This window comes from Streptomyces sp. P5F9, from assembly GCF_057961495.1.
The window spans coordinates 1-6,911 of record NZ_JBXVPZ010000491.1 but is presented as its reverse complement, the minus strand read 5'-3'; the positions used below and the strand labels follow the sequence as shown (position 1 = coordinate 6,911).

At 68.6% G+C, this 6,911-nt stretch carries 5 protein-coding genes and 1 pseudogene; 3 read left to right on the top strand and 3 right to left on the bottom strand.

What is annotated here, in order from left to right:
- On the top strand, nt 1-1,992 hold a 1,992-nt coding region (locus AC31A1_RS43435), incomplete at its 5' end, for a tetratricopeptide repeat protein (protein ID WP_489658589.1).
- Here the strand turns inward: AC31A1_RS43435 and AC31A1_RS43430 are convergent.
- Together AC31A1_RS43430 and AC31A1_RS43425 are read right to left on the bottom strand one after the other, a co-directional pair.
- Nucleotides 1,979-2,461 (bottom strand): hypothetical protein, encoded by a 483-nt coding sequence (locus AC31A1_RS43430; protein WP_489658588.1) that lies wholly within the window; start codon nt 2,459-2,461, stop codon nt 1,979-1,981. The genes AC31A1_RS43435 and AC31A1_RS43430 overlap by 14 nt on opposite strands.
- Nucleotides 2,458-3,681 carry a hypothetical protein gene (locus AC31A1_RS43425; protein WP_489658587.1) on the bottom strand — a complete coding sequence of 408 codons (1,224 nt, stop codon included), beginning with the start codon at nt 3,679-3,681 and terminating at the stop codon, nt 2,458-2,460. Before AC31A1_RS43425 ends, AC31A1_RS43430 begins: the two co-directional genes overlap by 4 nt.
- A gap of 1,135 nt (nt 3,682-4,816) precedes the next feature.
- Here AC31A1_RS43425 and AC31A1_RS43420 point away from each other — a divergent pair.
- Entirely contained in the window at nt 4,817-5,194 is a 378-nt protein-coding gene (locus tag AC31A1_RS43420; protein WP_489658586.1) for a hypothetical protein, read from the top strand.
- A gap of 10 nt (nt 5,195-5,204) precedes the next feature.
- Here AC31A1_RS43420 and AC31A1_RS43415 read toward each other — a convergent pair.
- A pseudogene (locus AC31A1_RS43415) lies at nt 5,205-5,947 on the bottom strand (IS256 family transposase); the annotation flags it as partial.
- Between AC31A1_RS43415 and AC31A1_RS43410 the strand changes: the two are divergent.
- Nucleotides 5,906-6,094 carry a hypothetical protein gene (locus AC31A1_RS43410; RefSeq protein ID WP_489658590.1) on the top strand — a complete coding sequence of 63 codons (189 nt, stop codon included), beginning with the start codon at nt 5,906-5,908 and terminating at the stop codon, nt 6,092-6,094. The pseudogene AC31A1_RS43415 and the gene AC31A1_RS43410 sit on opposite strands and share 42 nt — an antisense overlap.
- Nucleotides 6,095-6,911 lie beyond the last annotated feature (817 nt).

Sequence of the window (6,911 nt, the reverse complement as noted above, 5' to 3'; positions counted from 1 at the left end):
CCCCCACCGCCGACGCCCCGCCAACTCCTCCCCGTACCAGCGCACTTCACGGATCGCCACGATGAACTGGCGGCTCTGGACCGGCTGCTTGCCACAAGCACGGACACCAGCACGGGGCTGCCGCTGATCGTGGTCACCGGTCCTGCCGGCATCGGCAAGACCACTCTGGTCTCCCGCTGGCTGCGACGGCATGAATCCGCCTACCCCGACGGGCAGTTGTACGCCGACCTGCGCGGGCACACCACGGACGGACCAGCCCACCCGGGCGAGATCCTGGGCCGGTTCCTACGGGCACTGGGTGCTGGTGCCGTCCCTATGGACCTGGCGGAGCAGGCCTCGCTGTGGCGGTCCATCACGGCCGCCCTACGGGTCGCGGTCATGCTCGACAACGTCTTCACCGCGGCACAGGTACTGCCGCTCTTACCGGGCGAAGGCGGCGGTCTGGTCGTCGTGACGAGCCGCCGCCGGTTGACGGGGCTGCGCATGGACGGAGCGGAGTTCCACCAGTTGCAGGCGCTCGGCCCGGCCGCCGGAGTGGAACTGTTCATCCGCGGCGCTGGCGAGGAGCGCGTCACCGGCGAATTGCCCGCGGTCCGCCGGGTCGTGGCACTGTGCGCGGGACTGCCGCTCGCGGTCTGCCTCGCCTCGGCCCGCCTCGCCGCACGCCCCAGCCAGCCGGTCGCCGCATTGGCGGACGCGCTCACACCGGACATCGGCCGCCTTGCCGCGTTGGAAGTCGAAGGGGAGGCCACCGTGCGTAAGGCCCTGGACGCGTCGTACGCGGTATTCAGCACTGCGGCCGCCCGTTTGTACCGGGTCCTCGGTCTGCTTCCGCTGCCCGCCTTCGACTCACGTGCGGCAGCCGCGGCCTGCGCAGAGCCCTTGGAGGCAGCGGCCCGCCAACTGGACGAACTCGTGGAGGCCAATGTGCTGGAGGACATCGGCCCGGACACCTTCCGCTTCCACGATCTCGTACGGGTCCACGCCCGCGACCGCGCGGAGGCGACTGACAGCCCGGAAAATCGCGAGCGAGCCCTGCGCCGGGTCGCCGACTGGTACCTGCAGACCGCGACCGAGGCCCAAGTCCTCATCACACCCATCCAGTTCACCCTGCCCCGCACCTACGCCCACCCCTCCGAGCTGACCGCGTCTTTCACCGACGACCGCGGTGCGCTCGACTGGCTGGATGCTCAGCGCACGAACCTCATGGCCGTCCTGCGCCTGTCCGCGGAGCACGGCTGGCACGCCACGACCTGGCAACTCGCGGACGCCATGTGGCCGTTGTTCCTCCGCCTGCGCCACTATGACCTGTGGGTCGAGGCCCACCGCATAGGCCTCGACGCGGCCCGAAGCGACGGGCACCGCGAGGCCGAGCGGCAGATGCTCAACTCCGGGGCCATCGGCCTGAGCGCCGCCCACCGGATCGCCGATGCCGCTGAGTGGTACACCGAGTCCCTCGCGGCGGCTCGCGGCGCGGGTGACGCACGGGACGAGGGGCAGGCTCTGCTCGGTCTCGGCGGCTGCCACTTCGAGGCGGGCCGTCACGCGGAGGCCGTCCTGCAGCTGAATCGTGCGGTGGCGACCTGGGAGGAGTGCGGCTATCCGCGCGGGATCGGCCTCGCCAGAATCCTGCTCGGCGAGGTCGCCCTTGCCACGCAGGACCATGTGCGGGCCCTCGACTGTTTCACCCGGGCCAGGGAGGACCTCCTGGCGGTGGCCGATCCTCACGATGCGGCCCGGGCCCTCGCCTTTCTGGGCCGGGCTCGCGCTCTGACCGGCGACCACGCTGCCGGCACGGCCCGGATGGAGGAGGCCCTCACGGTGTTCACCGCTTCCGGCGCGGCCCACTGGCAGGCCCGCACCCTGGAGATGCTCGGCGACACAGCGCATGAGCGGGGCGAGGACACGGCCGCCGAGGAGTTCCACGCTCGCGCCCTCACCCTGTATGAGACAACCAGCCCGGCGGACGCGCGTCGGCTCAGGGAGTCGTAGCGTCGCGGCCTCCCAGTATGTGGACGTCGTCGATGTCCGGCAGCGTGTGCCCAGCCACGAGCCAGGCGTGCAGGCACGACGCCAACAGCGGCTGATTCGCAGGGACTTGGGGTACCAGCAGTACGTTTGTCCCGTCAGTCACCGCCCAGCCGCAGCCGTACAGCGGCGCTGCGGCCACCCGGCACGCCGGATGGGCGGCCGTGATCTCCGCCAGCCAGTGCGCCGCGTCCGCGAACGGGCGTGGGTAGCGTGCGTGCAGGACATCGGCACAGGCCCGCCACCGCCACTCCCGGCACACGTCGGCATCCACGGCGAAGTGTTCGTCGGCGCCCGGCTTGAGAGGGTCGACCTGAGCCAGGACCTCATAGCTTCGACCACGCGAATGGAGGCCGAGCGACAGGGCGGGTGCGATTTCCTGCTGAACGCCTCTGTGATGACAGGCCAGTTGGACGGAGACCAAGCGCCTCATGCAGGAACCCCCTGTCGGCCCCGCGCCCATGTGTCCAGCGAGGGCGGCTCCGGCAGAGGGACCGTTTCCGGCTCGTGAGCGGGCTGGCCCAGACGCAGCAGGCGGTACATGAGGCTACGCATATTGCGGTTGAATCGACCGGGTTCCGAGGTGATACGGGAGGCGATCGCCGCGTACTCCTTCGGACGGTATTCGGCGGCGGCGTAACGGAGTTGGCCGACGAGCGAGTGGGTGGGCGACAGTGCAGGCGCGGTCACGGCGAGCGCTGCGGCCGGCGAGGCCGGGTTGATCTCCTGCTCCGGCGAACTGGCCAGCAGGATCGGCGCCCCGGTGAGGGTGCCGTATAGCGTCACCGAGCCGTGGTCGCCGATTATCCAGTCCGCGGCGATCAGTACGCTGCGCCAGTCCGCCGTCGGCGGTACGAGCGCGATGCCCCGCTGGACACAGCGGGCCAGCCAGGCCTTGACCTGCCAAGACCCATGCCCCGACCAGACGTTCGGGTGGATGAGGAGGACCGATCGGAACCGATCGGCGGGCAATTCGGTGATGAGCCTGGGCAGCAGCGCGTCGAACCGGCCGAAGGACGAACGCGCACCCCACGTCGAGACGACCACCACGAGCTTCTCCCCGTCCGAGAGCCCGAGCGCCCGGCGGTACTCGGCGCGTAACGGCAGACTCGCCGCGATCCGGTCGTGCACCGGATCGCCGACCACATGGGTGAGCGGCAGCACCTCCGGGCAATGGTGCCCCAGGGCGGCTAGCTCGGCGTGGTGCGGGACAGCCACCGCAGCGGGTAGCCGGCCGCCAGGGACGAGGTCCTGCCTGCGCATACCCGCCACCCCTGTGTGTGCGCCCGTGACCAAGCGCTTCAGATATCCGGCTCCGTGCGGCAGCGTGATCAAGGGAGCGGAGATCTTCTCCACCCCTCGCGGCCCTGCCGCCAGGGCCAGGTCGAACGACATCCCCACCGCCTCCTCCCAGGGCAGCACCGCGGCGCCCAGTCCCTGGAGGTAGCGCGGGACGTCGTCACCAAAGGCGTGCGGTGGTGCCGTGAACACCACCTGGAGCCTGAAGTCAGCCTCCAACAGCGACAGGACGTCGACCAGTCGCTTCCCGTATGTGAGGGTGTGCACCACGATCAGTACCGTCTTGAGCTCGACCAGCGTGAGCCACTCGCGCCCCGCGACGGACAGTTCCGTACTCTTCCGCAATGCCGACATGATGTGTCCCCCGTTGCCTCTGCGGGCTCCCTTCGGCCCGTCGTGTAGTGGGCCTGCCCTGTCGGATGGACGGAAGACTTGCCCGCCCCTTGCGGAAACCTTGCAGGGGCTGTTCTGCCTGGATGTCTGCCGACGGCGAGGGAGGGTGGTCATCGTGCGCGAGTTGACGACATGGCCGGTTGCGTCCAGAGAAGTGGTGTACGGGTTCGATGTGATCCGGGGGTTTGCTCCGGCGTCGGGGCGGAGCCTGTATGGATGAACGGCCACCGGCTGACCTTATGGGCTGTTTGCCCCGGGCCCCGTCGACTGCACTCAGGATCAACCACTTGTACGGGACCTGTGGTCGAAGTCATCGCGTGGCCATCGAGTCGGTGGCAGGGGTCGCCTGACCTCGCAGAATGAAGACCTGAACCGGGGATCACCGAAAGGTGGTGTGCGAGGCGACGAGGCTGGCGGAAGCCAGGGCGCGCAGGTTCAAATCCTGTCGTCCCGATGGTGTTCACCAGCGGGTCTGCCGGAAACAGCAGGCCCGCTGGATACGTTCGTGTGACACGTGCTGGCGGCGTGATGCAAGCCTTGAGCGCGCGGCAGCCGGTCTCAGGTCGCCCGGTCTGCGGATGCCGGGTCGGTCTGGTGGCGGTGCTTGCGGTCGGCAAGAGTGAGATCCTCGTCGCCGTACAGGCCGGTGCCCTCGCATCCCAGGACGCGCTCCTGGCGGCGTGGGCGGCCATGCGGGCGGGGAAGCCGCTGTGTCAGTGGGGCCTGGGTCTGCCGTCAGCGGACGGCAGGTCGACGGCGAAAGCCCCCGAGCCGTGCCGGGATCGGTCCTTGAGTTTCAGGCAGGCCGTGCCGAACTGCCGACCGTCGGGCCGGCGGGCGCCGCAGCGTCGGTAGAGACGACCGCGCTCGGGAGTGCGAGGAGCCATGCTCACCTCCGGTGGGGGAGTGCGTCGGCCCCACAGTGACGGCGGCATCCAGCAACGCATTGGCTGGCGGATCACGGCGTACGAGGGGCGGGTGACGTCACTCCGCCAGTACGCGACGTCGAGGAATAGTCAAGACCTGTGGATCAGTGTGTCCGCGGCTTGAGCATCATCGCCTGATTCGTGGGTCGTTCGGTGCGTATCGTCCAGACATGGACAGCACTGCTTCACCCCGAGTCCTTGTCATCGGGCTTGATCCGTACCGGGTGCCTGGACCGTGGGATCCCGAGCCGGTAGCCAAGGCGATCGAGGCGGGACTGAACACGTTCGCCGAACATGGCGTGGGCGTGGAGACCTGCCTCATCGGCCTCGACGGAAGTGACGATGTGGAGGCGGTCGTCGGCAATGCGCTGCGAGCGCATCCGTGGGAGTGCGTCACCATCGGCGGTGGCCTGCGGCACTCAGACGATCAAGTTGAACTCCTTGAGCAGGTGATCAACCTGGTTCGGCGGCACGCACCACATGCGGCCATCGCGTTCAACAGCACCCCAGCCACCACCTACGAGGCCGCTGCCCGTTGGATCGAGTAATGACAGCGAACTACGCGGCTTGAGGGTCACCTCCTGCCGCGTCGTCGGGACGCTCAACGAGCTGGCCGCGCTCGAAGCCGGCGCCTCGGGTGGTCTTGGTCCGCAACCGGACGGTGGAGAACGTGAACTCGATCGGATTCGTGGTCCGCAGACGGATCCAGGGCTCGGGGGAAAGTCGAAGAACGCCAGCAGGTGCTCCTGGTCGGCGGTGATCTTCTTGACGGCCTTGGGGAACTTCGCCCCGTAGGGCTGGGCGAACGCCTTGACCGCCGCCTTGGCGTGGTCGCCGTGCTCGGCGTTGTAGATGTCCTGGATTGCCTTCGCGCCGGGCTGCGCGACTTCGGCGGAGAGTCGAGCGCATTGGCTGTTTTGTGAGCCCGGCACCCCTGCTCGCGGGTTTGGGGGAACACCTCGGCCAGGGCCTTCCAGAAACCCAGGGCCTTCCAGAAGCCCAGGGCGCCGTCCCCGACCGGTAGGACGGGAGCGCGCATGCCCCGGCGGACGCAGTCCCGCAGCAGGTCAGCCCAAGACTCGCCCGACTCGCGATAACCGTCCTTCAGAGCGACGAGTTCCTTGGAGTCGCTCGCGCGGACCCCGATGAGCGTCAGAACGCAGGCTCTGGCCTCCTCCCAAGCGGACGTTGAGGTGCATGCCGTCGGCCCACACGTACACGAAGTCGACCTCCGTCAGGTTTCGGTTCCCGAAGGCGGCGTGGTCGACCTGCCACTGAGTCGTCAGCCGAGTGACCGCAGCGGGCTGTGTGCGGCGGTCGTCCGCCCGGACCGCGGCGAGATCGACGCGGTGGCCCTCGGCTTCGTGGAGCACGGCACGTTCCACCGCCGCGACGAAGCGACCAACACCCGGCCGAACACCAAGGAGTACGGCACCTTCGACACGTAGCACCGCGAGGTCCTGTCGGTCGGCTTCGCTCGATCCGGGTGAGGGTCTGCTGGACGGTGTCGACGGCTTCGGGGACGGTTCGCTGCGCGGTCTTCGACGTGATCTTGTGGCGCGGTGAGGTCGGACGGCTCGCAAGGAGCACGTCACACAGGCATGCGGGTTGGCCGATTGGGCACCCGACACGGCCGGGGCCGGTTTGCTCTGGGGTTCGCAGGCGTGCTGGTCGGCGCGCACGATCTCGGAGTCGACGTCGACGACCCGATCCGAGGTCGTCCTCGGCGTCTGCCTGCGCGAACAGAGCTGTGAAGACCTGTTCCCGGGTGTCGTCGATCAGTGCCGGGATGCCTCGGGTCGCCGGTGCCGTCGGCTCGGAGAACTCCCCGCCGTCACCGGGCGCACCGCACGTTTTCCGTCACCAAGGCACCCGCAGGCGGTTGCCGATCTGTGGACCCGCCTGCAAATGTTCAGCACAAAGTCCACACAGACCTATCTCCAGGCGGCCCCAGATGGTCTAGATTGACCGTGCTTTCGCATGGTGGGACACCAGGCGACAAAAGATGATCTATGGTTCCGGCGTTGTGGACGGCCAGTGGCCGCGTCTCTCGCTCCGGACGTGGGGGTGATCAATTCTTGGAGCTCAAGAGGGACTTGGTGCGCGGGGAGCATCCGAAGTCCCGACAGGTTTCCGCATACGTCGAGAGCCTGGCAGGGCCTGAGAGTTCGCTGCTGCCAGGGTTGTTCACATAGCTCTGGGACAACCGGGACGCCATACGCCGGGGGCGGTGGCCTTCTGAGGGGGAACAGCGCGGTGGGGGCC

What these genes read in the sequence shown, in the direction of transcription:
- AC31A1_RS43430 (WP_489658588.1), bottom strand. Translation starts at nt 2,461, where the DNA reads ATGAGGCGCTTGGTCTCCGTCCAACTGGCCTGTCATCACAGAGGCGTT.
- AC31A1_RS43425 (WP_489658587.1), bottom strand. Translation starts at nt 3,681, where the DNA reads ATGTCGGCATTGCGGAAGAGTACGGAACTGTCCGTCGCGGGGCGCGAG.
- AC31A1_RS43420 (WP_489658586.1), top strand. Translation starts at nt 4,817, where the DNA reads ATGGACAGCACTGCTTCACCCCGAGTCCTTGTCATCGGGCTTGATCCG.